The sequence below is a fragment of the Rhizorhabdus antheiae genome, assembly GCF_049889055.1.
Lineage (GTDB): Bacteria > Pseudomonadota > Alphaproteobacteria > Sphingomonadales > Sphingomonadaceae > Rhizorhabdus.
In genome coordinates, this window is sequence record NZ_JBLTWO010000013.1 from 51,186 (window position 1) to 76,777 (window position 25,592).

The following is a 25,592-nucleotide window of genomic DNA, read 5'->3' on the forward strand; positions in this document are numbered from 1 at the left end:
TGTCGCAGGCGGGAACTTTCGGTCTCCGCCTGCGAGGCACCTCCATTATGGTATCAGACCTGGCTGAAGCCGCCGTCGATCAGGAATTCGGCGCAGGTCACGAAGCTGGCGGCTTCCGAGCAGAGGAAGACCACGCCGCCGCCCATTTCGTCGGGCCGACCGAGACGACCGATCGGATGGCGCGCCTTGATCGCGGCTTCCGACACCTCCCGCGAGGGCACGGCGCCCAGTTCGATATAGCGGTCGATGATCGACCCGAGCATACCGGTGTCGACCCCGCCCGGATGGACGCTGTTCACCCGGATGTTGTAGCCGAGCGCGGCAAACTCTGCGCCAAGGCACTTGGACAGCATCTTCACCGCCGCCTTGCTGGTGCAATAGGCCGCGTTGAACGCCGCGCCGCGCAGGCCGCCGACGCTGGAGAAATTGACGATCGAGGCACCGCCCTTGCGGGCCTTGCCGCCCTCCTTGAGCAGTGGCAGCAGCGCCTGCGTGCCGATCACGACAGAATCGACGTTGATCGCGTTGACGCGGTGCCATTCGGCGAGGGGGGTGTCCTCCATCTTGCCGACGATCGACAGGCCGGCATTGTTCACCAGCGCGTCGAGGCGGCCATAGTCGCGCTCGATCATCGCGGCGAGCGCGGCCCAGTCCTCGGCCTTGGTCACGTCGTGGCGCATCACTGCATCGGCGCCGATATCGGCGGGGGGCTCGTTGAGATCGGTCGCGATCACGGTCGCATTCGCGGCCTTCATCGCCTTGACGATTTCCCGGCCGATACCGCCGGCGGCGCCGGTGACGACCGCCACCACATTGTCGAGAGCGATCGTCATTGTGCCGTCCATCCTCCGTCCACGACCAGCTCGGCGCCGGTCACATAGCTGCTGTCCTCGCTGGCGAGGAAATAGCAGGCGCCGGCGATTTCCGACGGATCGGCGAGCCGGCCGCTCGGCGTCGTCGCGGCCATCGTGTCGATCAGGTCCTGCGGCTTTTCGGCGACGCCCTGATCGACCCAGCGCTGGAAACCGGCGTTGAGCAGCGGGGTGAGCACGAAGCCCGGATGGACCGAATTGGCGCGGATCGGGGTGCGCTTCTGCGCGAACTCGATCGCGATGCCCTTGGTGAACAGGCGGACGGCGCCCTTGGTCGCATTATAGGCCGAAACCTCGCTATAGCCGACGAGGCCCATGATCGAGCTGATGTTGATGATGCTCGACCCGCCCTTGATGCCGGCGCCGCTCTCGGCGAGCATCGGCGTGAAGGTGCGCGTGCCGAGGAAGACGCCGTCGACATTGACGGCCATGATCCGCCGCCAGGCGTCCATGGTCAGCGTCTCGACCGGTCCGGTCAGGTCGGTGCCGGCATTGTTCACCAGGATGTGCAGCCGGCCATGCTGCTTCTTCACATGGTCGAGCGCCGCGGCCCAATCCTCTTCCTTGGTGACATTGGCAGAGACATAGCTCGCAGCCTGCCCCAGCTTCGCCATGGTTTCCTTCACGACATCGCTATCCGCCGCATCGAGGTCGGACAGGACGACTTCGGCGCCCTCCGACAGATAGCGCTCGACGACCGCGAGGCCGATGCCGCGCAGACCACCCGATATGAAGGCGACGCGCCCTTCGAGGCGCCGTGCTCCGCTATTGCTCATACGCCCATCATCCCGGCAGTGCTGGCACCGTCGATCACATATTCGGCACCCGAAACAAAAGCCGCCTCGTCCGATCCCAGCCATGACACGAGGCCGCAGACTTCCTCGACTGTCGCCATGCGGCGGAGCGGGGACATGCCCTCATAGGCGGCGCGCGCTCCGGCCTCGTCGCCCGACTTGGCGATGATCTGTTTGATCAGCGCGGTCTCGACGACGCCCGGCAGGACCGCGTTGACGCGGATCTTGTAGCCCTTGGCGCCGCAATGGAGCGCGGCCGACTTCGCCAGCGCGATCACCGCCGACTTCGATACCGAATAGCTGACATAATTGCCGAGCGCGCGGTGCGCGTTCATCGACGAATTGATGATGATCGACCCGGTCGGGCCGCCGGGATTGTCGCGCATCGTGCGGATCGCATGCTGCACGGTCAGCATCACCCCGGTCTGGTTGACGCCGATCACCTTGTTCCAGGCCTCGATCGAGACGTCCTCGATATTGGTGTCGCCCTGTTCCGTGCCGGCATTGGCGAAGGCGATGTCGAGCCGGCCATGGGTCGACAGGATGCGCTCCATCAGGGTGGGCCATGCGGCCGCCTCCTCGACCCGGTGCGTCTCGAAGGTCGCGCCGGTCTCGGCGCAAAGTTCTTCGGCGGCGGCGGCGTTGGAGCCGGTGAAGACGACCTTGGCGCCATCCTCGACGAACCGGCGAACGGCACCGGCGCCGATGCCAGAGGTACCTCCGGTGACCAGCGCCACCTTTCCTTCAAGCCGTTTGCTCACGGCACTCTCCCAACCATATATGTCTGCAGAACCGGACTATCTGTTTCGCGGATTTGGCCGACCGCGCAACCTATGCTTTCGATAAGGTGACGGCGCCGACGCCTGCGGGGCACAACCGGCAAAACGCATAATCTTTAGGATGAAGGATTCGACCATGGCCGAACGTGATCCGAAGCAGGGCGGCGGCTTCGAGCGGTGCCCCGGAACCAGCTGGGAAGACCTGATGGCTCAGGACTCCCGCGCCGCTCCGGCGATCCTGACCCAGGAAAGCTACGAATATCTCGGCTCGGATCCGATCCCTGCGGAGCGCTACACGAGCGAGGCCTTTGCCCAGCTCGAGCGTGAGCGGATGTGGCCCTATGTCTGGCAGTTCGCCGCCCGCGAAGAAGATTTGCCCGAGCCCGGCGATTTCGTCGTCTATGAAAATGCCGGCCGGTCCTTCCTGATCAGCCGTCAGGACGACGGTTCGGTCCGCGCCTTTCACAATGTCTGTCTCCATCGCGGCCGCAAGCTGCGGACCGACGACGGCAGCGCCGACACCTTCCAGTGTCCGTTCCACGGCTTCACCTGGAAGAAGGACGGCAGCTTTTCCCACATGCCCTGCCAGTGGGACTTCAAACATCTCGACCCGAAGGAGCTGACGCTGCCGGAGGCCGAGGTCGGCCGCTGGGGCGGTTATATCTTCCTGCGCGAGGAGCCGGGCGGCCCGACGCTCGAGGAATTCCTCGCGCCGCTGCCCGAGCATTTCAAGCGCTGGCGGCATGAGGAATGCACGACGGTCATCTGGGTGGCCAAGGAAGTGCCGGCCAACTGGAAGGTGACCGCCGAGGCCTTCATGGAAGCCTGGCACACCGTCGTCACCCACCCGCAGCTGCTGCCCTTCTCGGGCGACGCGAATAGCGCCTATTGGTTCTGGGGCGACAATGTGAACGTCAATCTCGTGCCCTTCGGCGTGCTCAGCCCGCACCTCGATCCTGACGGCAAGAGCCAGCAGTGGATCGTAGACGAGTTCATCAAATATAATGGTCGCTCTGCCGACAATTACGACCCGTCGGGCGATCCCTATGCGGTTACCGTTCCCGAAGGGCAGACGGCGCGCGAGGCGCTGGGTGCTGCGATGCGCAAGAGCTATGAGGAGCAGACCGGCTACGACCATTCGGAAGCGACCGACGCCGAGCTGCTAGACGCGCTCGTCTACAATGTCTTCCCGAACTTCGCCCCGTGGGGCGGCTATATGCCCAACATCGTCTATCGCTGGAAGCCGGGCAAGACGCCCGACACCTGCATCATGGAGGTGCGCATCCTGTCCCGCGTGAAGAAGGGCGAGCCGATCCCGCGCAGCTGCGAACTGCACATGCTCGGGCCCGATGAGCCCTGGACCGCAGCGGCCGAGCTCGGTGGCCTCGGCCCGGTGTTCGAGCAGGACATGGAAAATCTGCCCTTCGTTCAGGAAGGGCTCCACTGCTCGAAGACCGGAAAGGTCCAGCTGGCCGATTATCAGGAAATCCGCATCCGCCAGTTCCACCAGACGATGGAGAAGTACATCAACGGCGAACTGGGCGCGCGCAAATGAGCGAGGCGGGTAGCGAAGCGCGCCCGCCGCGCATCGACTGTGTGCTGATCTGTGGTGGCGTGTGGCACGACATGGACTTCGCTCGTCTGGAGCTGCTCAAGCTTCTGGCCGAGGACCAGAGCGTGCGCACGCGGGTGTTCGAGGATTATGAGAATATCGAGGCGATCGCCGCCGCCGACATCATCATCACCTATACCTGCGACGTGACGCCGTCGCTCAAGGCGCAGGAGGCACTGCGCGACTGGCTTGCCAAGGGCGGGCGCTGGTATGCGCTACACGGCACCAATTCGGTGTTGCGTCTGCTCGAAAACGGCCTGTGGGACGCGCCGCGCTGGGCGCCGCTGATGATGGACATGCTTGGAAGCCAGTTCATCTCGCATCCGCCGATCGCGCCTTATCGTGTGACGGTCGCCGATCCCGAACATGAGCTGGTTCGCGGCGTCGAACCCTTCGATACGACCGACGAGCTCTACCATCTGGAAACCCATGGTGATCTGCACGTGCTGCTGGAAACCGAGTGCACCGAGCCGGGCACCGGCTTCGTCGAGGCCGCAGACGCGCTGGGCACCCAGCCCGTCTTCTACATCAAGCAGCACGGAAAGGGCGCGGTGCTTTACCTGACCCTGGGCCATTGCCGCGGGCATTATGACTTGCAGCCTATGCTCGACTGGTGGCCCTCGGTCGACCGGTGCGCCTGGGATTTGCCGGTCTTCTACGACCTTCTGCGTCGCGGCATCGGCTGGATCAAGCAGCGCGAGACCGCCTGAGGCAGGCAGCTGTTGTCCGATCGAGCGCGATTTCGGTCGACGCGCTCGCCGCAGCATAGATGAAGCGCTACGGAAAATGCCGTGACCTTCCGGTCACGGCATTTCTGTTTCAGTGGCCGATGGCCTGATCAGGCGTTGCCCGCATACCGATCGAGTGCCGTTTGGGGATCGTCCGGCCAGCGTGACAGGACCAGCAGGCGCTTGTGGCCATGACCGATGATCAACTCGTCGCTGACGCCCATGCCCCCGTGGAACTGCATCATCTCATGGCCCAGCTCGATCGAGGCGGGGGAGACGAACGCACGCAGGCCCAGGACCGCCTGATGGAAATCCGGCTCGCCCCACGAAACGAGCGCGAGATTGAGCAGCGCCCGCGACTGTTCGATCGCGGTATATTGCGCAACCATGCGATGCTGGATCGCCTGGAAGCTGGCGAGCTTGGCGCCGAACTGCTCACGCGTCCGCAGATATTCCTGCGTTTCGGCGAACAGGCGTTCCATGATGCCGAGCGCTTCCGCCGAACGGGCGAGGCTGACCAGATCGTCGATCTCGGCCAGCGCCGCCATGCCGCCGTCGAGCCTGTTGCCCGCGTCGACGACCACGTCCCGCAGATCGAGCGCAACCGCCATCGATCCGTCGGCCATGCGCCAGCTGCGATAGGTCAGGCCGGGGCTGCCGGCGGGGACGAGATAGAAGGCTACCTCGTCCAGCGAATGGGCCGCGCCGCCCGTACGTGCGCTGACGATATAGGCGTCGACGCCCGATCCGGCCGGGACGAAAGGCTTGCTGCCGCTAAGGCTGATGCCGCCATCCGAGATGGTCGCACGGGTTTCCAGCCACAGGGCATTCCCCCGCGAACCGAGCTCGGCATGTGCGAAAGCGATCCGCTTCGATCCGTCGAGCACACCGGGGAGCCAGGCGTCGCGCAGCGCTTCAGGAGCGGTAGCGGCGAACAGGCGACCGGCCTGGAGGATATTTTCCACGAGCGGTTCGACGACAAGGCCGCGTCCGAGCGCTTCGAAGATCGTCGCGATACCGGTCGCGTCGAGCGACAGGCCGCCCAGTTCGGCGTCGAAAGGCGCTGCGAGGAGCCCCAGTTCGCCAAGCAGCGCCCAGTTGGCGGGCGAGAAGCCGTGCGCCTCGTTCAGATAGGCGCGGCGGCTGTCCAAATCATAATGGTCGACGACGAAACGTTCGGCCAAGGCCTTCAGCATTTCCTCGTCTTCGGAAAGATCGAAGTTCACCTGACATCCCCTTCTGGCAGCCTTCCTATCATCAAGCTGTCATCAACCGTGCTGGGCAAAGTATCAGGTTGCGGGAGGGGGGTGGCGATTGTCTAAGCGCTCCGGCTTGGCTAGGGTGCCCGCCGGAAAGCCGCAAGCCGACCAGAGGAGATGGATTCTGCTTACGCAGGCGCGCATAGACGCTGTCCGGGTTTCCAGCCAGCAGGACATTCGCCGCGCGGCCGAGGCGCTGCACAATATCGCCATGGAATGCGGGATGCGCGTTGCGCCGGCGCACGACATCGCGGGACGGCGCACACCGGTCGATGCCGAGGGCAAGATCCTCGCCGAGGACGTGTTCGGCTGGTCGGGTGAGAAGGTCTGGTGGCGCAGCACGCGGATCGCGCTGGATTCGCCGCTGACCAGCGCCTGTCGGTTCGAGAGCGAGCCCTTCTGGGTCAGCGCCGAGGGCTTCTTTACCCGTCAGCCAAACGCCTATCTCGACTCGATCGACCTGACCAATTTCGAGCATCGGGCGATGACCCGAGCGGCCATCGTCGTGCCGGTGCACTTGCCGTTCGGTCAGATCGGCGCGGTGAGCTTCAACCCGCTCGACAAGACCAAGCTCGACCTGTCGGAGGAGTTTCTCGCTTATGGCGACGCCTTCGGCATCTATGCGCGCACCTTCATCGGCACCTATGTCCATGTGATGGGGTCGACCCAGGCGCTGCCGCCCGAGACGCGTCTGTCGAAGCGCGAGGTCGAATGCCTGCGCTGGGCGGCGATCGGCAAGACGGACCTCGAGATCAGCATGATCATGTCGCGCAGCCGTGCGACGATCCGCTTCCATATCCACAACGCGTCGTTGAAGCTGAACGCGGTCAACCGCAGCCAGACCGTCTTCAAGGCCGCCCAGCTGGGCTATATTTCGCTCAACGAATAGGCGCGGGCACACGGCCCGCCTTCAGGGCCGGTCCTCGAGGATCATGGCCGCACCGCGCAGGCCCACCGCCATCGCCGGCGCATTGGTGTTGCCGGTGACATGCCAGGGCATCACCGAGCAATCGGCGACCCGGACGCCTTCCACGCCGTTCACCCGCAAGCGCGCGTCGACCACAGCATCGGCATCGCTGCCCATGCGGCAGGACCTGATCCCATGCAGCCCGCAACTCGACAGCCGCCGGAAGGCCGAGAGAAGCTGCTCGTCGGACTGGACGGCGGGACCGGGGATGATTTCCTCGCCCACCATGTCGCCCAGCGGCGGTTGCGCCATGAAGGCGCGCATCTTGCGCATGAGGCCGATCGCCGAGGCCCGGTCATGATCGGTGCTCAGCCAGTTCGGGCGGATCTCCGGCGTGTCGGTGCTCCGGGGGCCGGTGATCCGCAATGAGCCCTCGCTCATCAGGCGCAGCAACTGGCCATAGATTGTGACGCCGGGGCGCCGGTCGATCTTGTCCAGCGGTACCGGATTATTGTCGTCGCCGACCGCGAAAGTGTAGCCGCCCAGATAGAATTGGGCATCGGTCCGGCCGTCGGGATGCGCCACATTGCAGAAGGCCCCGACCTCGAATGGCCCGGTCGCCATCACGCCGTCCCGCCGCAGCATGTAGCGGGCCATCGCAGCGACCAGGCCGATGCCGAAGAAATTGCGATGGCTGCCCGAGCCCTTGAGCAGCCGATAGGGCGTCGACATCGACAGATGCTCGATCATGCGTTCGCCTACATCGGGCGAATGGGCCAGGGCCTCGACGCCCGCGGCGCGCAGGCGGTCGCCATGACCGATGCCCGAGCGTTGCAGCAGAAAGGGGCTTTCCATCGCCCCGGCCGAGACGATCACCTCGCCACGGCAGGCGAAATGCTGCACCTGTCCGCCGACGATCGCCTCGACTCCTATGGCGCGCCGACCATCGAACAGGATCCGCTCGGTCATCGCGCCGGTCACGACCTTGACGTTTGGACGCTTCCTGGCCGGGGCGAGATAGGTGTGCGCGGCGCTCTGGCGTCGCCCTTTGCGGATATTGTGGCTGTACAGGCCCACGCGCGGACCGGTCGTGCCGTTGAGGTCGTCGACCCGGCGCAGGCCGAGAGACTCGCCGCTTTCGATCATGCTGTCGGTCAGAGGGTAGCTGTAGATGGACGGATCGACATGGACCCTGCCGCCACTGCCGCGCATCGGGCCGGGCCCGGCGGCATGATCTTCCAGGGCCAGAAAGGCCTCGGTCATCGTGGCGCCGTTCCAGCCCGTCGCGCCGGCAGCTTCCCAGTCGTCATAGTCGGCCGGCTCGCCTCGGCTCCAGATCATGCCGTTGACGGCGGATGAGCCGCCGAGGCCCTTGCCACGGATCCAGACCTCATTGGCGGGGCCGTTGCCTTCGCGCGGCTGGGTGACGGGATAGGCCCAGACATGGGCCGGATTGGTCACCAGCTTGGCGACTCCCTTGGGCAGGGTGACCCAGAAGCTGTCATTCTCGCCGCCCGCTTCGAGCACGAGTACCGTCGAACGGCCGTCCGCACTCAGGCGCTCGGCCATGACACAACCGGCAGAGCCGGCGCCGACGATGACATAATCCCACGCTTCCGACATATCGCTCTCCTGGCGGGACAGGTGTCACAGCGGGCGCGCTCGACCACCCTAGCGTTTTGAGGAGTCGGAATTAGGGGGCGCCGGGGCGTAAAGCACCAAGACCGGAATCGATACCGGATCGGGAGCGAGATGCACGTCATAGCTGAAGGCCTTTTTACCGACGAAGCGAGCCCCCGCCTGATCGGCGGCCGGAATCGCAACTCGGGCCGCATCGTCTTTCCCTGCCCGCCGGGTGCGGAGTTCGAGCCCTGGCCGCTCGCCCGCGAGGGCAGGCTGTGGTCGTTCACGGTGCAGCGCTATCGTCCCAAATCGCCGCCCTATGCCGGCCCGGAGGCCTTTCGCCCCTGGATCGTCGGTTATGTCGAGCTGCCGGGCGAGGTGATCGTCGAGTCCCGCGTGGTCAATATCGGCTTCGACGAGGTGCAGATCGGCATGGAGCTCGAGCTGACGTTCGTTCCGCTCGATCCCGACGCCGCCGAGCCGGTCATGATCCACGCCTTTCAGCCCAAGGGAGCGTCCGCATGAGCGACGTCTATATCGTCGGCATCGGTATCCACCCGTTCGGCCGGACCGATGGCCTGTCGGGCCTCGATCAGGGCGTCCATGCGGTGCGCCAGGCGCTGTCCGATGCGGGGCTCGACTGGCCGCAGCTTCAGTTCGCCTATGGCGGCTCGGATGCAGCCGGCAATCCGGACACGATGGTGGAACGCCTTGGCCTGACCGGCATGCAGTTCATCAACGTCCGCAACGGCTGCGCGGCGGGCGGATCGGCGCTGTTCTCGGCGCAGATGGCGATCAAGTCGGGCGAGTTCGATCTCGGCCTCGCGGTCGGCTTCGACAAGCATCCGCGCGGCGCGTTCAACGCGATGCCCGCCGAGTATAATCTGCCCGACTGGTATGGCGAGGCGGGTTATATGATCACGACCCAGTTCTTCGCGAACAAGATCACCCGCTACATGCACGAGCATGGCATTTCGGCGACCTCGCTCGGCCGCGTGGCCGAGAAGGCCTTCCGCAATGCCGTCCATGCGCCGCATGCCTGGCGCCGGGCCGAGGTGCCGCTCGACGAGATCATGAACGCCCCGCTGGTGAGCGACCCTTACACCAAATATATGTTCTGCTCGCCCGCCGAAGGCGGCGTCGCGCTGATCCTCGCGAGCGAGAAGAAGGCGCGCGAGCTGGGCCGCCCGCTGATCAAGCTCAAGGCAGCGACCATGCGGACCCGTCCGCCGGGCTCGTTCGAAGTGTTCGCGCCGTGCATCGATATCGAGCGGGGCGGTTCGGCGACCAACCTTGCATCTGCCGCCGCCTTCGAGGCGGCCGGGCTGGGACCCAAGGACATTGCGGTCGCGCAGTTGCAGGACACCGAGGCGGGCGCCGAGATCATGCATATGGCCGAGAACGGCTTCTGCGCCGATGGCGAGCAGGAAGCCTGGCTGGCCGAAGGGCGCACTGAGATCGGTGGCGCGCTGCCGGTGAACACCGATGGCGGCTGTCTCGCCTGCGGCGAGCCGATCGGCGCATCGGGCCTGCGGCAGGTTTACGAGAATGTTGTGCAGTTGCGCGGCGACGGGGGCGGGCGGCAAGTGCCGAACGACCCGAAGACGGCCTATAGCCATGTCTATGGGGCGCCTGGCGTTTCCGCGGTAACGATATTGGAGCGTTGATGGATATCGAACTGTCCCCCGCCGATGCGGCCTTTCGTGACGAGGTTCGGGCCTTTCTGGCCGAGAAACTCCCGAAAGCGGTGCATGAAGGCAGTGCCGCGACGCCGTCGGTCTTCGTCGAGCCGGAAATCGGTCAGGTGTGGAACGCGGTCCTGCAGGAAAAGGGCTGGCTCGGCTATCAATGGCCGAAGGAATATGGCGGCACCGGCTGGACGCCGCTGCAGCGCTATCTGTTCGAGAAGGAATGCGCGCTCGCGGGTGCGCCGAACCTGACCGTCCTCGGCCTGAAGCTCGTCGCACCGGTGATCTGGACCTTCGGTCGCGAAGACCAGAAGCAACTTTATCTGCCCCGTATCCTGTCGGGCGAGGATTATTGGTGCCAGGGCTTTTCCGAGCCCGGCAGCGGATCGGATCTGGCCTCGCTCCAGTGCCGCGCGGTGCTCGACGGCGATCGCTATATCGTCAACGGATCGAAGATCTGGACGACCCATGCGCATCACGCGAACAAGATGTTCTGCCTGGTCCGCACCGATGCCACGGGCCGCAAGCAGGCGGGTATCAGCTTCCTGCTGATCGACATGAACCAGCCGGGCATATCGGTGCGTCCGATCCTGACGCTCGGTGGCGATCATGAGGTCAACCAGGTCTTTCTCGAGGACGTCTCGGTACCTGTTTCGGATCTCGTCGGCGAAGAGGGGCAGGGCTGGGCGATCGCCAAATTCCTGCTCGAGAATGAGCGCGGCGGCTCGTGCCATGCGCCGAAGCTGTCCTATGATCTCGACCAGATCGAAGCACAGGCCAAGCAGCAGCCCGATGGGCGCGGCGGCGTGCTGAGCGATGACCGCGACTGGCGGCGCAGGCTGGCCAAGCTCCGCCTTGGCGTGCAGTCGCTCGAGATGATCGAGCTCAAGATCATCTCGGAGATCGCCAAGGGCCGGGCCCCCGGACCGCAGACGTCGCTCACGAAGCTGCTGGCGTCGAACCTGCGCCAGGACATCGACCTGCTGGCGGTGGACCTGTTCGGCCCCGCCGGACTGCAGCTGGAGCTCGCGCGGCCGCTCTATGGCGACAACGCGCCCGATCCGCTGCTATCGCGCGCGGCGCAGCTGGCATCGCCGCGCTATCTGAACAGTCGCGCATGGACTATCTTCGGCGGCACCAACGAGGTGCAGGCCAACATCATCGCCCGGTCGGTGCTCGGGCTTTGATGCGGAAACCGGAATAAGAGAGCGAGGAGCGGGAATGCAGCTGAGCAGGGAAGCCTTACTGGGCGCCTATCGCAGGATGAAGGTGATCCGCGAGTTCGAGGAACGCCTTCACGTCGAGATCCAGACCGGTGAGATCGCGGGCTTCACCCACCTCTATTGCGGCCAGGAAGCGGTCGCGGTCGGGGTGTGCGATCATCTTTCGGTCGAGGACAAGATCGTCTCCACCCATCGCGGCCACGGCCACTGCCTCGCCAAGGGCTGTGACGTGAACGGGATGATGAAGGAGATCTGGGGCAGCCGCGAAGGGCTCTGCAAGGGCAAGGGCGGATCGATGCACATCGCCGACCTCGACCAGGGCATGCTCGGCGCGAACGGCATCGTCGGCGCGGGCGCGCCGATCGCGGTCGGCGCGGCGATCAGCTTGAAGATCGACGGGCAGGGCAAGGTGGCGATCACCTTCTCCGGCGACGGCGCCTGCAACCAGGGCACGACCTTCGAGGCGATGAACATGGCCGTCGTCACCAAGGCGCCGTGCATCTTCGTGTTCGAAAACAACCATTATTCCGAACATACCGGCTTCGAATATTCGGTCGGCACGGCGAAGGACATCGCCAGCCGCGCCGAGGCCTTCGGCATGAAGGTGTGGCGCGGCGACGGCACCGACTTCTTCTCGGTCTATGAGACGATGCGCGAGGTGCTCGATTATGTCCGTGCCGGCAATGGTCCGGCGGCGGTCGAGTTCGACACCGAGCGTTTCTTCGGACATTTCGAGGGCGATCCGCAGCGCTATCGCGGCAAGGGCGAGCTTGAGCGCATCCGCGAGACGCGCGACTGCCTGAAGCGTTTCCGCCAGAGCGTCACCGGTGCCAAGCTGCTGACCGATGCCGACATCGACGCGATCGACGCCGAGGTGATGGACACGATCGAGGCTGCCGTCGAGGCGGCGCGCGCCGCCGACCGGCCCACGCCGCAGGACGTCCTGAGCGACGTCTATATTTCCTACTGAGGCGGAGCGCGAACTATGGCAAGAATGATGTATCGCGATGCCGTCGTTTCGACGATCGCAGAGGAAATGGAACGTGATCCCAGCGTCGTAATGCTGGGCGAGGATATCGTCGGCGGCATGGGCACGCCCGGCGGCCCCGAAGCGATCGGCGGCATCTGGTCGACCTCGACCGGCCTGTTCGGCAAGTTCGGCGCAGACCGCGTGATCGACACGCCGATCTCCGAGAGCGCGATCATCGGTGCGGCCGCCGGTCTGGCGCTGTCGGGAAAGCGCCCGATCGCCGAGCTGATGTTTGCCGACTTCATCGGCGTCAGCTTGGACCAGATCTGGAACCAGCTGGCGAAGTTCCGCTACATGTTCGGCGGCAAGAGCCGCTGCCCGGCGGTCATCCGCATGGCCTATGGCGCCGGTTACAACGCGGCCGCGCAGCACAGCCAGTCGGTCCACCAGATCCTGACCGGCATGCCCGGCCTCAAGGTCGTGATGCCGTCGACCCCGGCCGACGTGAAGGGCCTGCTGCGCACCGCGATCCGCGACGACGATCCCGTCATCTTCCTCGAGCACAAGGCGCTCTACGGGATGAAGGGCGAGGTTCCCGACGATCCCGACTTCACCATTCCTTATGGTCATGCGCGGCTCTCGCGCGCCGGCCAGGACGTCACGATCGTGTCGTCTGGCCTGCTGCTTGGCTTCTGCGAGGCGGTGGCGGACAAGCTGGCGGCCGAAGGCATCGGTTGTGACGTGATCGACCTGCGCTGCACCAGCCCGCTCGACGAGGAAAGCATCCTCGACTCGGTCGAGGTGACCGGTCGCCTGGTCGTGGTCGACGAGGCGCCGCCGCGTTGCGGCCTGGCCGGCGACATCTGCGCGCTGGTGGCCAACAAGGCCTTTGCCAGCCTCAAGGCGCCGCCCGAGGCGGTCACCCCGCCGCACACGCCTATCCCGTTCGCCCGCGAACTGGAGAGCGCCTATCTGCCCTCGGCCGACAAGATCGAAGCCGCGGTGCGCAAGACGCTGTCCTGGCGCTGAGAGGGGACGACATGGCTGACATCCGTCCCTTCTGCATGCCCAAATGGGGCATCGAGATGACCGAGGGCAACATCGCCGAGTGGATGGTCAAGGAGGGCGAGGCCTTCACCAAGGGCCAGACCATCTGCCTGATCGAAACCGACAAGATCACCAACGAGGTCGAGGCCGAATATGATGCGGTTGCCCGCCGCATCCTGATCGGTGCGGGCGACGAGGCGCATCCGGTGGGCGCGCTGCTCGCCGTGTTCGCCGATGCGGCCGCGACCGATGCCGAGATCGACGCCTTCATCGCGTCGTTCAAGCCCGCCGACACGCAGGTCGCCGCCAAGCGCGGCGACGCAGCGCCGGCTGCGCCCGAGCCGGCTCCGGCGCCGGCCGCACCGGCGGCGGCTCCGAAGAAGATCGAAACCAATCGGCCGATCAGCCCGGAAGCGCTGAAGCTGGCCGAGCAGCATGGTGTCGATCTGGCTCCGATCGAGGGCTCCGGACGCAACGGCCGGATCACCTTCCAGGACGTCTATCAGGCGATCCAGCCTGACGCGCGTCCGGCGCTGAAGGGGCCGGCGACGGTCTATGACGAGAGCGACAGGATCTTCGCATCGCCGCTCGCGCGTCGTCTGGCCGCGTTGCACGGCATCGACCTCGCTGGGCTGACCGGAACAGGGGCCCGTGGTCGTATTTCCAAGGCGGACGTGCTGGCCAAGGTGCCGGCACCGGCGCCTGCTGCCGGTCCTGCGCTGATCGGGTCACCCTTCGTGCCCGTCGCCAACACGCCGCAGGTGGTGCCGTTCGACAAGGTCCGCCGGATCGTGGCCCAGCGCCTGGGCGAGGCGAAGCGCGAGATTCCGCACTTCTACCTGAAGGTCAGCGCGGCCGCCGACGCGTTGCTGGCGCTGCGCAAGACCGCCAATCTGGTGCTGGGCGTCAAGGCGTCGGTCAATGATTACATCGTGTGGGCGAGCGCCAAGGCGCTGGCGCGGCATCCCGACGTCAATGTGCAGGTCCATGGCGAGAGCGTGCATCGCTTCGCCCATGCCGACGTCGCGATCGCGGTCGCGAGCCCCAAGGGGCTGGTCACGCCGATCGTGCGCCAGGCGGACCGGATGCGGATCGACCAGATCGCGGCCGAGACGCGGCGCCTGATCGACAAGGCGCAGGCCGGGCGGCTCGGCTTCGAGGATATGGACGGCGGGACCTTCTCGGTCTCCAACCTGGGCATGATGGGGATCGAGGAATTCTCCGCGATCATCAATCCGCCGCAGGCCGCGATCCTGGCGGTCGGTGGGGTGACCCGTCAGGCGCAGGAGGAAGAGGACGGTTCGATCTCCTTCGCCAGCCGGATCGCGCTGACGCTGTCGGTCGACCATCGTGCAATCGACGGCGCTGCCGGTGCGTCCTTCCTCGCGACGCTCAAGGGGCTGATCGAGGATCCCGAAACCCTGTTCGCCTGATCCGGAGAAACGAGCAATGACCAAGGTTTCCAAGATCAAGGCGTTGGGCGATGTCGTCCAGATGGCCTATCTTCCCGAGGACTTCGACGCCGCCCTGAAATATTGGACGGAAACGGTCGGGGTCGGGCCCTTCTTCCTGATGGAGAATGTCCGGCTCGGCGAGATGAAATATCGCGGCCAGCCGACAGATTCGGTCTTCTCGATTGCGATCGGCTATTGGGGCGACATCCAGATCGAGCTGATCCGTCCGGAAAATGACGCGCCGTCGATCTACAATGGCGACTATGCCGTCACTGATCGGATGCACCATATCTGCATCTTCGTGAAATCGATCGAGGAGGCGCGAGCCGCCTGCGCCGAGGTCGGGGCCGAGATCCTGGTCGAGGGCAAGGTCGGCGAGGATGGCGAGGTGATTTATGTCGATGCCGGCGGTGGTCCCGGCACGGTCATCGAGCTGCTGCAGCCGATGGGCGGATCCGAAGGGCTGTTCGACATGATGCGCGACGCCGCGCGCAACTGGGACGGCAGCGAGCCGCTCCGCAAGCTGGGATGATGGAGAAGGTCGGTTCGGCTACCGGACCGACCTTCATCCTAACCGATGGGATCAGGCGGCCGCGGCCGCCTTTTTCTTGGCTGCGGCCGCCGCGTTGAAGCTGGCCGGATCGAAATAATAGGGCTTGATCTCGCAGCACTTGCCGTCACGGAAACGGAACAGCTCGCAGATTTCGGCGGGCGGGATCGACGGGTCGGCGAAGCGGATCGACAGGATCGTGACGGCATAGTCGCCGCCGACCGTGGTCTGGACGCGATCGAGGCCGCCCGCATCGACCAGCCCGAAGACCGTCGTGAAAAGCTCCTTGAGCCCGTTCTTGCCGCGATAGGTCCCGGCCATGGGCAGCGTGTCGGCTTCGGTCACGACGAAATCGTCGGTCACCATGTCGGCGACACGGTCCCAGTCGCCTGCGCCGCAGGCGGCGTAGAGGTCGTCGACATAGGCTTCGATTTCTTGCGGGGTCATGCTCACGGTCATCCTCCTGACGATTATTTCGGCACATTGTCCCGCAGCGGCGGGATGACGGAACCTAGCGTAATGGCTAGCCATAAGTCGCCGCAGCGGGCGCTAAAGCGGAGGCATGGAGAAGATCAGGCAAATCACGCTCGCCCGCCGTCCCGTGGGCGCACCCGTTCCGGCAGACTTCCAGCTCAAGGAAGCGCCCATGCCCACGCCGGGCCCCGGCGAAATCCTCGTCAGGATGCGCGTCGGCTCGGTCGACCCCGCCATCCGCGGCTTCCTCGACGACCGGAAGAGCTATATGCCGCCGGTCGCGATCGGTGCCCCGATCAACGGCATGTCGCTGGGCGAGGTGGTCCAGTCGAACAACCCCGATTATCCGGTCGGCTCGATCGTGCGCGCCTTCGCGACCTGGTGCGACCATTATGTCATCGGCGCCGACGCGCTGGGGCTGGAGATCGTCCGCCCCGCCGAAGGCGTCGACCTCCATCATTATATGGGCGCGCTCGGACCCGTAGGCCTGACCGCCTGGGTCGGCCTGTTTGCGGTGGGCGAGGCAAAGCCGGGCGAGACTGTGGTCGTAAGCGCGGCCGCCGGTGCGACCGGATCGACCGTCGTGCAGATCGCCAAGGCGCGCGGCTGCAAGGTGGTTGCGCTCGTCGGAAGCCCGGAGAAGGTCGAGGTGGTCCTGGGTCTCGGTGCCGATGCGGTGATCGATTATCGCGCGACGCCGGATATCGCCGCCGAAATCGCCAAGGCCGCACCCGAAGGTGTCGACGTCTATTTCGACAATGTCGGCGGCGAGACGCTCGAGGCGATCCTGCCGCTCATGCGCCTTCACGGCCGCATCGCCGTGTGCGGAATGATCTCGCAATATAATGACGCCGACAACCCTCCCGGCGTGAAGACGCTCTGGCAGATGGTCGTGAACCGGCTGAAGATGCAGGGCTTCATCACCTATGATTATGCCGATCGGCTCGACCAGGCCCAGCGCGAACTCGACCAGTGGGTGCTTGAGGGCAAGCTCACGCCGCTCGCCAATGTCCGCGACGGCTTCGAGAAGCTGCCCGAGGCCTTCATCGATCTGATGGAAGGGCGGACGGTCGGCAAGACGATCGTTCGGATCTGACAGGGGGATCGGCCATGGCAGGACGACTTCAGGCAAAGCGCGCGCTGGTGACCGGCGGCGCCTCGGGGCTCGGCGAGGCGATCGTTCGCAGCTATGTTGCAGAGGGCGCCGAGGTGGTCATCGCCGATATCGACGCAGCGGCGGGCACCGCGCTGGCGAACGAACTCGGCGGCGCTAACCGCTTTGCTCCACTCGACGTCTCGTCGCAGGCGAGCTGGGAGGCGATGCTGACGGACATCGATGGCCTCGACATCGTCGTGAACAATGCCGGGATCACCACGCTGGGCAGCATCGAGGAGGTGACGCTCGAGCAGTTCGTCCACGAGTTCAACATCGACGTGGTCGGCGTCTTCCTGGGCACCAAGCTGGTCATTCCGAAGATGCTGCCCGGCGGTGGGTCGATCATCAACATGAGTTCGATGGCTGGGGTGCGCGCCCAGGCCAATCTGGCCGCCTATAATGCGGCCAAGGCGGCGGTGACGCACCTGACCAAGTCCTGCGCGGCTTTGTTCTGCGAGAAGGGCTATGGCATTCGCTGCAACTCGGTCCATCCGGGCGCGATCCACACGCCGATCATCGACAAGGTGCTGGCACAATCCGAGGACCCCGAGGCGCTGTACAAATTCTTCGTCAAGTCCCACCCGATCGGTCGCCTCGGCAAGCCGGAGGAGATTGCCGCAATCTGCATCTATCTGGGCAGCGACGAATCTGCCTTTGCCACCGGCGCGGAGTTCCGTATCGACGGCGGCAGCACGATCTGAACGGGACCAAGAATGAGCGATACCTGGCATTTCCTGACTGACGAAACGTCCTTTCCCGAAGAAGGCAAGCTGGCAGCCAAGCTGGCGGGCTGGCATATTCTGGTGGCAAAGACCGACGACGGCTTTCGCGCGGTCAACGACCGTTGCACGCATCAGGCCGCGCTGCTGTCGGGCGGCAAGATCCGGCGCGGCGCGGTGATGTGTCCGCTACACGGCGCCCGCTTCGAGCTGGCGACAGGCCGCTGCATGGGTGGTGCCTACAAGGATCTGCGCACCTTCGCCGTCCGGGTCGAGGGCGGTCGGATCGAGGTTTCGGTTCCCGATGAGGAGCCGTCGATGGAAGAGCGCCCGATCGCCGTCTGATCCGCCCCTCGCACAAGCGACAGGTTTGCGGCAGGGCAATGCGCCTTAGGGTCTCCGGCAACAACATGCTGGGAGAAGATCGATGCCCTTTACAGGCCCTGCCGAAGACCGTCTGGCCATTCGCGAGCTGCTCGAAACCTATGCCGATGCGGTGACCCGCCATGATGCGGTCGCCTGGGGCGCGACCTGGGCCGAAGATGGCGAATGGTCGCTGCCCGATTATCCCGAACTCGGAACCACAAAGGGCCGTCAGGCCATCGTTGCGATGTGGACCGAAGCGATGAAATCCTATCCGGGCATCATGTTCGAAGCCTGGCCGGGCTCGATCGAGATCGACGGCAATCGCGCAACCGTCCGCAGTTACACCGCCGAGGTCTATGATCAGGGCGAGGTCACGATGCGCGATCGCGGCGTCTATCAAGATGTCTGCGTGAAGGTCGATGGCCGCTGGCTGTTCAAGAGCCGGTCCTTCCGCAACATCCATCGCCAGCACGGCCCCAAGGGGGTCTGAGGCGGCATGGGGATTTCCAACCGCTTCTGGCGGCTCGACGCGCATCCGGTCGGCACCGACTTCGACTCGGCGCTGAGCCTCCAGCAGGAGGAGATGGCGGCGCTTGGCGAAGGGCAGGTGCGCGTCCGGGCGCAGTGGCTGTCGCTCGACGCCGGTACGCGCATGTGGATGAACGGCCGCACCGACGGCTATCAGCCGCCGCTGCCGCTCGGCGCGCGGATGGTCGGGCTCGTGCTCGGTCGCGTTTCGGAGAGCCGGGACGCCGCCTTCCCGGTCGGTGCGCTGGTCCGGGGCTTTGGCACCTGGGCGGACTATTCCGACATGGTGCCGGCTCTGTCGGGCCTCGAGATTGTCGACGATAGCATTCCAGACGTCCGCGAACATTTCGGCGCACTGGGCATGAACGCCTGGACCGCGCTGGTCGGCGTGCAGGAAGTCGCGAAGGTGCAGCCGGGCGAGGTTCTGGTCGTCTCGGCGGCGGCCGGCGCGACGGGGAGCCTTGCCTGTCAGGTCGGCCGCAATCTGGGCGCGCGCGTGGTCGGGATTGCCGGCGGCGCGGAAAAGTGTCGCTATCTGACCGAGCACCTCGGGGTCGAGAGAGCGATCGACTATCGCTCCGAGGATGTCGCGGCGGCGCTGGCGCAGGTCGAGGGCGGCATCAACGCCTATTTCGACAATGTCGGCGGTCCGATTCTCGATGCCGTCCTGCCGAACATGACGCATTATGGCCGGGTCGCGATCTGCGGGCTGGTATCGGCCTATGACAATGACCGCGCTTCGCCGGGACCGGCGCAGTTCGAGCAGGTGTTGATGCGCCGGCTGCGGATCGAGGGTTTCTTCATCCCCGACTTCCTCCATCGTGGAGCCGAGTTTCTGCCCCAGCTGCGGGCGTGGCACGACGCGGGCAAGCTCACCGTCCGCTTCGACGAGGGCCAGGGTCTGGACAACGTCCTGAGCGCCTACGCGCACATGCTGAGCGGCGGCAATATCGGCAAGGTTCTGGTCAAGCTGTTCGACTGATGCCGATCATCCATCATCATGCGCCGATCAACTGCCTCGTCGCGGTGCGCGGCCATCCGTTCGACCGGACGGCCTTCGACGCGATCTTCCAGTCGCTCGACGGCGTCTCCGCAACGATGGTCGACCAGCCCGCCGCCGCCCGGCTGATGAACCCTGACGGCATGCGCGGGTTCGATGTCCTTGTGCTTTACGACATGCCCGGCCTCGACTTCGAGGCGGGGGAGGGGGCACCGGCTTATCTCGATCCCGAGCCCGGCGTGAAAGAAGGCTTTCGGGCATTGCTGGAGCAGGGAACGGGTGTCGTCGCGCTTCACCATGCGCTGGCGGGCTGGCCGCTCTGGGCCGACTATCATGACTGGCTCGGCGGCCAGTTCCTCTATCATCCGGGTAAGGTGCGGGGGCAGGCCATGCCCGACAGCGGCTATCGGCACGAGGTCACCCACATATTGTCCGTCGTCGACCCGGCGCATCCGGTAACAGCCGGGCTGCCGGCCAGCTTCACCCTCACCGACGAACTCTATCTCGCTTCGGTGTTCGAGGAGGATGTGACGCCGCTGCTGCGCTCCGATGCACGGTTCGACGATGGAGCCTATTGGTCGGCCGATCTCGCGGTGCGGGGCCATATGCACAGCGCGGAAGGCTGGTCCCATCCGAAAGGATCGAACCTGGTCGGTTGGGCCAAGGAGGTTCTGGCAAGCCGGCTGGTCTATCTGCAGCCGGGCGATGGGCCTTCCGTCTTTGACGATCTGCATTACCGCCAGCTGGTCGGCAACGCGATACGGTGGACGGCGGCGCGCCCCGATTGAGCGCGCCACCTGGTCCAGTTTCGGTTACAGGGCGGTCATGCCGCCATCGACGACGAACTCGGCGCCTGTGACATATTTTGCTTCGTCGGACGCCAGGAACAGGTTCACATTGGCGATGTCGAGCGGATCGCCCAGGCGACCCATCGGAATGCCGCCTTCGACCGAGTCGTAATTGTCGGCATTGTCGGTCTGCGCCACGCCCATCATGTTGGTCGCGATCATGCCTGGATGGACCGAGTTGACGCGGATATTCTCACGCGCGCATTCGACCGCCACCGTCTTGGAGAAGAGCCGAACGCCGCCCTTGGCAGCAGCATAGGCCGAGCAGGCCGGAACGCCGACCAGGCCCGCCACTGACGAGATGTTGATGATCGAACCGGTCGACTTCGTCTTGCGCATCAGTGCGACCGCGCGGTGGGTGCCATGATAGACGCTGTCGAGGCAGACGGCGTTCTGCAGTTTCCAGTCGGCGAAGCTGAGGTCGCCGATCATGCGGAGAACCGCGATGCCGGCATTGTTGACGAGGACGTTCAGGCGTCCGTGGTCGGCTTCGATCCGGGCGAAGACCTTGTCCCAATCCTCCTCGCTGGTGACGTCATGCGCCATTGCGGCAGCCTGTCCACCGGCCTGGCGGATCGATTCCGCCACGGCCTCTGCGCCCGGTCCGTCGCGGTCGGTGACGTAGACGAACGCCCCTTCCTCGGCGAAGCGCTGCGCAGTCGAACTGCCGAGACCCGGAACCGATGCGCCGCCCGTGACCAGTGCGATCTTGCCTTCAAGCCTTCCCACCATAACCTCCTAGAAATGCGCCTTAAAAAAATCGGGCGCGGCCATCTCTGACCGCGCCCAGTGTTCTACCAAGGAGAGTAGAACTCAGAACTTCACGCCGAGGGTCGCGCCATAATTGGCGGGCTCGATGGCGGAAGCGAAGCTGAACAGACCCGCGACGGTGAAGGCGGCGTTGGTCCGCCTCTGGTCAAGGATGTTGCGGCCGAAGACCGTCAGATAGGCGTCCTTGCCGGCGAGGGAGAAGTTCGCCGTGACCGCCGCATCGAGCAGGTTCTGCGTCTTCACCCGCACGCGCGGATCGTTGCCGTTAACGATCACCGGACCGGTCGTCAGATTGCCCGAAACGGCACCCAGCGAGATCTGCTGGTCATAGGGGCTGATATGACGCAGGCCGACATTGCTGACCACCTTACCGAAGCTGGTCGGCAGGGTATATTCCGCCCCGAGCGAGCCCGAGAATTTCGGCGCGTAGATCAGGTTGTTGCGCGAATAGTCGAACGGGATCGGCAGGCCGCTGACCGGCGAGACGTTGCCGACGACGAAGTTCTTGAACTTCGAGTCCAGGATGCCGACGGTGGCCGTCAGGCGCAGGCCGTCAGTCGGACGCGCGGTCAGGTCCGCCTCGATACCCTTGATCGTCGCGGAGCCCACGTTCGAGGTGATCGTCTGGTTGCCGGTCGGACCACCCGGGATCGTCGTATTCTGCTGCAGGTCCTTGTACTTCGACACGAAGCCTGCCGCGTTGAACGTCAGCTTGCGATCGAACAGGTCGAACTTGCCGCCGATTTCGTAGCTGTCGACCGTCTCCGGCTGATAGGGGGTGCCGGCCGTTGCAGCGGTTGCCGCGCGCGGGCTGAAGCCGCCCGAGCGATAGCCGCGCGACCAGCTGGCGTAGAGCATGGTGTCGCGGTTGGGACGGAAGTCGACACCGACCTTCGGGGTGAACTTCTTGAAGGTGCCGTCGCCGGTACCGATCACGCCCGCCTGACGGAAGCTGTTGGTCAGCTCCTTCTGGTCACGCGTCCAGCGACCGCCGAAGGACAGGCGCCAGCGATCCGCGAAGGCCCAGTTGAAGTCGCCGAAGGCTGCATAGGATTCGGTCTTGCCGATGACGTTCTGCGGGTTGGTATCGAACACATCCGGGCTGATGCTCGGATTGAACGCGCCCACGCGCGAGAACTGCGTCAGGTTGTAGCGCGAGTTGAAGTAGAAACCGCCGACGACATAATCGAAATTCTCGCCCAGATCACCCGAGAAGCGGAGTTCCTGGCTCCACTGGCGGTAGTTCTGACGACGGAGAACATAATAAAAGTCAGCCGATGTGGCGTCGAAGTCCTGGGTCTGGAACTCCTTGCCCTTGCGCCAGCCGGTGATCGAGGTGATCTTCACCGCACCCGCGTCATAGTTCATCTCGAGCGTCGCGGCGGGCGCCTTGTAGGTGCTGGTCGCCGGGCTGACGAAGACCGTGTAGAGGTCGCTCGTCGTATTGCGGTTGCACTGGCTGGCCGGCGCGAAGGCGCAGATCAGGTCGGTGCTGTTCGAGATGCTGCTGTTGACTGGCTGGAACTGCTGATCGAGCTTCTCGACCGTGAGCAGCGCCTCGAAGTTGCTGTCGACCGGCTTCAGCAAAAGGGCGGCGCCGAAATTGTCGTTGTTCGATCCGCCGGCGCGCTTGCCGGTGGTCGCGTTACGATAATAGCCGTCGCTTTGATTGTGGAAATACCAGGTCTTCAGGCCGATGCTCTCGCCGTTGCCGACGTTGAGGACACCGCGCGCCTGCCAGGTATTCCACTTGGAGTAGGAGATTTCGGCCTTGCCGCCAAACTCCATCGTGGGCCGGGTGCGACGGATGTTGATCACGCCGCCGATCGTGTTGCGGCCGAACAGCGTGCCCTGCGGACCGCGCAGCACCTCGATCTGGCCGATGTCGAACGTGTCGAGCAGCTGGCCGGTGTTGGTACCGACGAACACGCCGTCGATGACGACGCCGACGGTCGGCTCCTGCGACTTTTCGATGTCGGCATAGGTCAGGCCGCGGATCGAGAGGTTGGCCGCTTGCGCGCCCGAGTTCTGCTGGGTGATCAGCAGGTTCGGCGCGGCGCCCTGAAGGTCGCCGATGTTCATCGACGCCTTGCTCTCGAGCATGGCGGCGTTGACCGCAGTGATCGCGACCGGGGTTTCCTGAAGAGACTCGTTGCGGCGGCGGGCCTCGACGATGATCTCTTCGACCCCGACCACCTCATTCTCGGCGGCGGGCGCGGCCTGTCCGGCAAAGGCAGGCGTGCTGAAGCCGGCAGCGGCAGTCGTCGCCAGCAGCGCAATGGTAAAATAACGATTCATGGGAACACCCACGGTGCATCTCCTCCCGGTAAAAAAACAGCCCGTTTGACTGATCTTGTTCTTGAGGCGTCTATGCACCGAACGGCATGAGCCACTTAACTGCCAAATGTCACAGGTGCGTCAATCCGCAGTGCGGGGGACGAAGAGCGCAACATTGGAGAGGTCAAAATGACAGGAAACCGCCGTTTTCTCTTGGTTCGTCGCCCGCATGGTACCCCCGTTCCCGAGGACTTCTCGCTGGTCGAGGAGACGATTCCGGAGCCGGAGCAGGGCGGTCTGATCGTTCGCAACCACTTCGCATCGCTCGATCCGGCGCAACGTGGATGGATGGACGATGCCCCCAGCTACATGCCGCCGATCCCGCTCGGCGCGCCGGTTCGCGCTTCGACGGTCGGTGTCGTCCATGCATCGGCCAACCCCGATTTCCAGCCGGGTGACTGGGTGCTGGGCCTCAACGCGCTTGAGGATTACAGCGTTGTCCAGCCCGGTGGCTTCACCAGCAAGATCGACGTATCGATCGTCGACAGCCCGTCCAAATATCTTTCCGCCATGGGCGCGGTCGGCCTGACCGCTTATTTCGGCCTGATCGAGGCGGGGCAGCCCAAGGCTGGCGAGACGCTGCTCGTGTCCGGTGCTGCGGGTGCGGTCGGATCGGCGGTCGGGCAGATCGGCAAGATACTCGGTTGCCGGGTGATCGGTATCGCCGGCGGTCCGGACAAGTGCCGACGCCTGCTCGATGATTATGGCTTCGACGTCGCGATCGACTATCGCGGCAAGGATGTAGCGACCCTCGCGGCGGAAATCCGCAGCCACGCGCCGAACGGGGCGGATGTCATCTTCGAAAATGTCGGCGGCGATGTGATGGATGCCGAACTGATGAATCTGGCGATGGGTGCGCGCATCGTGCTCTGCGGGCTCATCAGCGAGTATAATGCCGAACAGAAGATCGGCATTCGCAATCTCTGGCAGGTGCTGGTCCAGCGCGCCGTCATCAAGGGCTTCCTGATCGCCGATTATGTGCCGCGCTTCGGCGAGGGCGGTGCGCAGATGGCGACCTGGATGGCCGAAGGGCGCCTGCGAATCGACGAGGATGTCCAGGACGGGCTGGAGAATGCTTATCCGGCGTTCATGCGGCTGTTCACTGGCGCCAACACCGGCAAGCTCGTGTTGAAGATCGCATGACCGCGGGCCGGCTGGCTGGACTGCGCGCGCTCGTCACCGGCGCGGGATCGGGGATCGGGGCGGCCACCGCCCGCCGCCTTGCCGCCGATGGGGCGCAACTGTTCACGGTCGATCTTGCCGGTGACGTCGACATGGCTGTCGACGTCACCGCCGATGGCGCTAACGCGGCGATCGTCGCAGCCGCCACCGATGCACTGGGCGGTATCGATGCGATTGTCCCTTGCGCGGGCGTGTCGGCCTTCCTGCCGCTGGAGGGGCATGAGGATGCCGCCTTCGACCGGACGATGGCGGTGAACGTCACTGCCGTGTTCCGCCTCGTGCGCGACGCGCTGCCGCATCTGAAGGCGAGCGGGCGCGGGCGGATCGTGATGATCGGGTCGGTCGCGTCGGCGTTCGGCGATGCGGGGCTGGTGGCCTATGCCGCCTCGAAGCACGCCGTGCTGGGCATGGCGCGCGCGATGTCGGGCGAGCTCGGCGGAGCGGGGGTCACGGTCAATTGCGTGATGCCCGGTGCGATCGAGACGCCGATGACCGCGCCGGCCTTCACCGACATGCCCGAATATCGGACGCACTGGGAGGCAAAGGCCGCCCTCGGTCGGCTCGGTCAGCCGGAGGACATTGCCGATGTCATCGCCTTCCTCTGCAGCGAGGATGCGCGCTTTGTGACGGGGCAGGGGATATTGGTGGATGGCGGCGCCATGACGCGCATGTGACGCGTCGGCGCCGCCATCCGGATCAGTATCG

Annotated in this window: 26 protein-coding genes; 18 read left to right on the forward strand and 8 right to left on the reverse strand. The window is 65.0% G+C overall.

The features are described 5' to 3' along the window. Window positions 1-53 precede the first annotated feature (53 nt). From ACNI3R_RS18760 to ACNI3R_RS18770, 3 genes are read right to left on the reverse strand one after another with little or no spacing between them, the layout of a single operon-like run. A complete protein-coding gene (locus ACNI3R_RS18760) occupies window positions 54-833 on the reverse strand; it encodes an SDR family NAD(P)-dependent oxidoreductase (protein WP_426186175.1) in 780 nt (259 codons plus the stop codon). After that, window positions 830-1,648 carry an SDR family NAD(P)-dependent oxidoreductase gene (locus ACNI3R_RS18765; RefSeq protein ID WP_426186177.1) on the reverse strand — a complete coding sequence of 273 codons (819 nt, stop codon included), beginning with the start codon at window positions 1,646-1,648 and terminating at the stop codon, window positions 830-832. Before ACNI3R_RS18765 ends, ACNI3R_RS18760 begins: the two co-directional genes overlap by 4 nt. Next, on the reverse strand, window positions 1,645-2,427 hold the full coding sequence (locus tag ACNI3R_RS18770) for an SDR family NAD(P)-dependent oxidoreductase (protein ID WP_426186179.1): 783 nt from the start codon (window positions 2,425-2,427) through the stop codon (window positions 1,645-1,647). Before ACNI3R_RS18770 ends, ACNI3R_RS18765 begins: the two co-directional genes overlap by 4 nt. 154 nt (window positions 2,428-2,581) lie before the next feature. Between ACNI3R_RS18770 and ACNI3R_RS18775 the strand changes: the two genes are divergently transcribed. Together ACNI3R_RS18775 and ACNI3R_RS18780 are read left to right on the forward strand one after the other, a co-directional pair. Further along, window positions 2,582-4,000, forward strand: a complete 1,419-nt coding sequence (locus tag ACNI3R_RS18775; protein WP_426186181.1) for an aromatic ring-hydroxylating oxygenase subunit alpha — start codon at window positions 2,582-2,584, stop codon at window positions 3,998-4,000. Then, complete coding sequence (locus ACNI3R_RS18780) at window positions 3,997-4,767, forward strand: ThuA domain-containing protein (RefSeq protein ID WP_426186183.1); 771 nt, start codon at window positions 3,997-3,999, stop codon at window positions 4,765-4,767. Before ACNI3R_RS18775 ends, ACNI3R_RS18780 begins: the two co-directional genes overlap by 4 nt. A gap of 128 nt (window positions 4,768-4,895) precedes the next feature. On the opposite strand, the gene ACNI3R_RS18785 is transcribed toward ACNI3R_RS18780, so the two are convergent. Next, entirely contained in the window at window positions 4,896-6,011 is a 1,116-nt protein-coding gene (locus ACNI3R_RS18785) for an acyl-CoA dehydrogenase family protein (RefSeq protein WP_426186185.1), read from the reverse strand. 256 nt (window positions 6,012-6,267) lie between these two features. On the opposite strand from ACNI3R_RS18785, the gene ACNI3R_RS18790 reads away from it, so the two are divergent. Further along, complete coding sequence (locus ACNI3R_RS18790; protein WP_426186187.1) at window positions 6,268-6,933, forward strand: helix-turn-helix transcriptional regulator; 666 nt, start codon at window positions 6,268-6,270, stop codon at window positions 6,931-6,933. A gap of 21 nt (window positions 6,934-6,954) precedes the next feature. On the opposite strand, the gene ACNI3R_RS18795 is transcribed toward ACNI3R_RS18790, so the two are convergent. Further along, complete coding sequence (locus ACNI3R_RS18795) at window positions 6,955-8,574, reverse strand: GMC family oxidoreductase (RefSeq protein ID WP_426186189.1); 1,620 nt, start codon at window positions 8,572-8,574, stop codon at window positions 6,955-6,957. A 129-nt stretch (window positions 8,575-8,703) separates the two neighbouring features. Here ACNI3R_RS18795 and ACNI3R_RS18800 point away from each other — a divergent pair, with 129 nt between their 5' ends. From ACNI3R_RS18800 to ACNI3R_RS18830, 7 genes are read left to right on the forward strand one after another with little or no spacing between them, the layout of a single operon-like run. Next, window positions 8,704-9,099 (forward strand): Zn-ribbon domain-containing OB-fold protein, encoded by a 396-nt coding sequence (locus ACNI3R_RS18800; RefSeq protein ID WP_426186191.1) that lies wholly within the window; start codon window positions 8,704-8,706, stop codon window positions 9,097-9,099. Then, window positions 9,096-10,241 carry a thiolase family protein gene (locus tag ACNI3R_RS18805; RefSeq protein WP_426186193.1) on the forward strand — a complete coding sequence of 382 codons (1,146 nt, stop codon included), beginning with the start codon at window positions 9,096-9,098 and terminating at the stop codon, window positions 10,239-10,241. Before ACNI3R_RS18800 ends, ACNI3R_RS18805 begins: the two co-directional genes overlap by 4 nt. Continuing rightward, window positions 10,241-11,449, forward strand: a complete 1,209-nt coding sequence (locus tag ACNI3R_RS18810; protein WP_426186195.1) for an acyl-CoA dehydrogenase family protein — start codon at window positions 10,241-10,243, stop codon at window positions 11,447-11,449. Before ACNI3R_RS18805 ends, ACNI3R_RS18810 begins: the two co-directional genes overlap by 1 nt. 34 nt (window positions 11,450-11,483) lie before the next feature. Further along, a complete protein-coding gene (locus ACNI3R_RS18815) occupies window positions 11,484-12,455 on the forward strand; it encodes a thiamine pyrophosphate-dependent dehydrogenase E1 component subunit alpha (RefSeq protein WP_426186197.1) in 972 nt (323 codons plus the stop codon). A 15-nt stretch (window positions 12,456-12,470) separates the two neighbouring features. Continuing rightward, window positions 12,471-13,484 carry an alpha-ketoacid dehydrogenase subunit beta gene (locus tag ACNI3R_RS18820; protein WP_296624155.1) on the forward strand — a complete coding sequence of 338 codons (1,014 nt, stop codon included), beginning with the start codon at window positions 12,471-12,473 and terminating at the stop codon, window positions 13,482-13,484. A gap of 11 nt (window positions 13,485-13,495) precedes the next feature. Beyond that, entirely contained in the window at window positions 13,496-14,935 is a 1,440-nt protein-coding gene (locus ACNI3R_RS18825) for a 2-oxo acid dehydrogenase subunit E2 (protein WP_426186199.1), read from the forward strand. Window positions 14,936-14,951: 16 nt separating this feature from the next. Then, window positions 14,952-15,488, forward strand: a complete 537-nt coding sequence (locus ACNI3R_RS18830; protein ID WP_426186201.1) for a VOC family protein — start codon at window positions 14,952-14,954, stop codon at window positions 15,486-15,488. A gap of 51 nt (window positions 15,489-15,539) precedes the next feature. Here ACNI3R_RS18830 and ACNI3R_RS18835 read toward each other — a convergent pair whose 3' ends face one another. Continuing rightward, the gene (locus tag ACNI3R_RS18835) at window positions 15,540-15,953 is read right to left on the reverse strand and encodes a nuclear transport factor 2 family protein (RefSeq protein WP_426186204.1); all 414 of its coding nucleotides are present in this window, start codon (window positions 15,951-15,953) and stop codon (window positions 15,540-15,542) included. A gap of 115 nt (window positions 15,954-16,068) precedes the next feature. On the opposite strand from ACNI3R_RS18835, the gene ACNI3R_RS18840 reads away from it, so the two are divergent. The 6 genes from ACNI3R_RS18840 to ACNI3R_RS18865 all read left to right on the forward strand — a co-directional run bounded on the left by ACNI3R_RS18840 (window position 16,069) and on the right by ACNI3R_RS18865 (window position 20,537). Next, the gene (locus tag ACNI3R_RS18840) at window positions 16,069-17,076 is read left to right on the forward strand and encodes an NADP-dependent oxidoreductase (protein WP_426186207.1); all 1,008 of its coding nucleotides are present in this window, start codon (window positions 16,069-16,071) and stop codon (window positions 17,074-17,076) included. Window positions 17,077-17,090: 14 nt separating this feature from the next. Further along, window positions 17,091-17,837, forward strand: coding sequence for an SDR family oxidoreductase (locus ACNI3R_RS18845; RefSeq protein ID WP_426186210.1), 747 nt, complete (start codon window positions 17,091-17,093; stop codon window positions 17,835-17,837). Window positions 17,838-17,849: 12 nt separating this feature from the next. Continuing rightward, entirely contained in the window at window positions 17,850-18,200 is a 351-nt protein-coding gene (locus ACNI3R_RS18850; protein WP_426186213.1) for a Rieske (2Fe-2S) protein, read from the forward strand. Between the two features lie 82 nt (window positions 18,201-18,282). Next, on the forward strand, window positions 18,283-18,711 hold the full coding sequence (locus ACNI3R_RS18855) for a nuclear transport factor 2 family protein (protein WP_426186216.1): 429 nt from the start codon (window positions 18,283-18,285) through the stop codon (window positions 18,709-18,711). A gap of 6 nt (window positions 18,712-18,717) precedes the next feature. Continuing rightward, window positions 18,718-19,731 carry an NADP-dependent oxidoreductase gene (locus tag ACNI3R_RS18860; RefSeq protein WP_426186219.1) on the forward strand — a complete coding sequence of 338 codons (1,014 nt, stop codon included), beginning with the start codon at window positions 18,718-18,720 and terminating at the stop codon, window positions 19,729-19,731. Beyond that, window positions 19,731-20,537 carry a ThuA domain-containing protein gene (locus ACNI3R_RS18865; RefSeq protein WP_426186222.1) on the forward strand — a complete coding sequence of 269 codons (807 nt, stop codon included), beginning with the start codon at window positions 19,731-19,733 and terminating at the stop codon, window positions 20,535-20,537. Before ACNI3R_RS18860 ends, ACNI3R_RS18865 begins: the two co-directional genes overlap by 1 nt. A gap of 24 nt (window positions 20,538-20,561) precedes the next feature. Here ACNI3R_RS18865 and ACNI3R_RS18870 read toward each other — a convergent pair whose 3' ends face one another. Next, window positions 20,562-21,326, reverse strand: a complete 765-nt coding sequence (locus tag ACNI3R_RS18870; RefSeq protein ID WP_426186258.1) for an SDR family NAD(P)-dependent oxidoreductase — start codon at window positions 21,324-21,326, stop codon at window positions 20,562-20,564. 84 nt (window positions 21,327-21,410) lie between these two features. Further along, on the reverse strand, window positions 21,411-23,666 hold the full coding sequence (locus tag ACNI3R_RS18875) for a TonB-dependent receptor (protein WP_426186225.1): 2,256 nt from the start codon (window positions 23,664-23,666) through the stop codon (window positions 21,411-21,413). 168 nt (window positions 23,667-23,834) lie between these two features. On the opposite strand from ACNI3R_RS18875, the gene ACNI3R_RS18880 reads away from it, so the two are divergent. Beyond that, window positions 23,835-24,848, forward strand: a complete 1,014-nt coding sequence (locus ACNI3R_RS18880; protein WP_426186228.1) for an NADP-dependent oxidoreductase — start codon at window positions 23,835-23,837, stop codon at window positions 24,846-24,848. After that, the gene (locus tag ACNI3R_RS18885; protein WP_426186231.1) at window positions 24,845-25,561 is read left to right on the forward strand and encodes an SDR family NAD(P)-dependent oxidoreductase; all 717 of its coding nucleotides are present in this window, start codon (window positions 24,845-24,847) and stop codon (window positions 25,559-25,561) included. Before ACNI3R_RS18880 ends, ACNI3R_RS18885 begins: the two co-directional genes overlap by 4 nt. The last annotated feature ends 31 nt before the right edge of the window (window positions 25,562-25,592 follow it).